This is a genomic window from Nocardia sp. NPDC058666, from assembly GCF_042714895.1.
Taxonomy (GTDB): Bacteria; Actinomycetota; Actinomycetes; order Mycobacteriales; family Mycobacteriaceae; genus Nocardia.
The window spans coordinates 1-1,057 of sequence record NZ_JBHXRY010000118.1 but is presented as its reverse complement, the minus strand read 5'-3'; the positions used below and the strand labels follow the sequence as shown (position 1 = coordinate 1,057).

Below are 1,057 nucleotides of genomic sequence, written 5' to 3'. Positions count from 1 at the left end.
CTGTTGTGCAGTTCGGGAGGCACGCCCCACGCCGTGAGTGCGGTCGGCCAGTCGGGGAACCCTTCGGGCGGCGGCTGGACGCGGTAGCCCAGTGCTTGGGCCCAGAACACCGCCTGCGCACCCGGGTCGGCGCAGTCGTAAGTGACTTGGAATTCCTTGGCCATGATTCCTCCAACCGTCGGTACCTGTCCGTGTCGAGCGTCCCCATCCTCCTCCCGGAGGGGCGGAGTTCAACCCCGTGAGGGGCTGAGTCCTGGGAACATACGGTGCACGTGCCCTCGAAGCCGCATCCGTCCGCCGACTCCCGGAGAGGCCCCACCATCTTGTCCATATGGCCCTCGATCGTTGCCGTGCTCGGTACCCTCGCCGGTGCTCTGGCCGCCGGCTTCCTCCAGCACCGTGCCGCACGCACCGCACGTGCCGAGCTGCGCGCCGACAGCCACCGTCAGGACCAGCTCGGCGCCGTCACCGACTTCGCGGCCGCCCTGGACGCGCACCGCTCGGCGATGTTCCATCGGGAGCGCCTGACCCTGGCCGACGCAGGTGCCGAGCACCGGCTGGAGGCCCAGACGAGGTCCCACGACACCCGAACGGCGATCACCGCGCCCCACATCCGGCTTCAGGTCCTGGTCCCCGAGCTGGCCGGCCCGGCCGAGCAGGCCGCGGAGGCCACCTACGCGCTGCGCAAGGCGGCCGACCGCGCCGAACTGGACGCCCGGCGGCATGCGGCCAAGGAGGCGTCAGCGGCCTTCGTCGCCGCGGCTGCCACATTGCTGAGCCCCGACCACCGTTGAGATTCCGCACGTGGCGGCGGTGATGCTCGATGCCTCCGTCGGCAGGTTGCCCGGTGCGGTGGTGAGCCCGGTGCGGCGCTGGGCTAGGCGTACCGTTCGCGGAGTTTGTACTTCAGGACCTTGCGCAGGGTTTCGTTGCGGGGGAGGGATTCCAGGAGTTCCAGTTGTTCCGGGAGTTTGTGGGTGGCCAGGCCTTCCGCGCGGAGGTGGGCCGTCAGCTGGGGGAGGGTCAGGGGGGCGGCGCCCGGGGGTTGTTCCACCAC

Annotated in this window: 2 protein-coding genes and 1 pseudogene; 1 reads left to right on the top strand and 2 read right to left on the bottom strand. The window is 70.6% G+C overall.

Going from position 1 to position 1,057, the window contains the following annotated elements:
* Positions 1-164: VOC family protein (locus ACFWVD_RS28930; protein ID WP_379248103.1), on the bottom strand; the 164-nt coding region annotated here is incomplete at its 3' end.
* Between the two features lie 159 nt (positions 165-323).
* Here ACFWVD_RS28930 and ACFWVD_RS28925 point away from each other — a divergent pair.
* On the top strand, positions 324-794 hold the full coding sequence (locus tag ACFWVD_RS28925; protein ID WP_379248101.1) for a protein kilB: 471 nt from the start codon (positions 324-326) through the stop codon (positions 792-794).
* Positions 795-877: 83 nt separating this feature from the next.
* On the opposite strand, the pseudogene ACFWVD_RS28920 reads toward ACFWVD_RS28925, so the two are convergent.
* Positions 878-1,057: pseudogene (locus ACFWVD_RS28920) on the bottom strand (cyclohexanecarboxylate-CoA ligase); the annotation flags it as partial.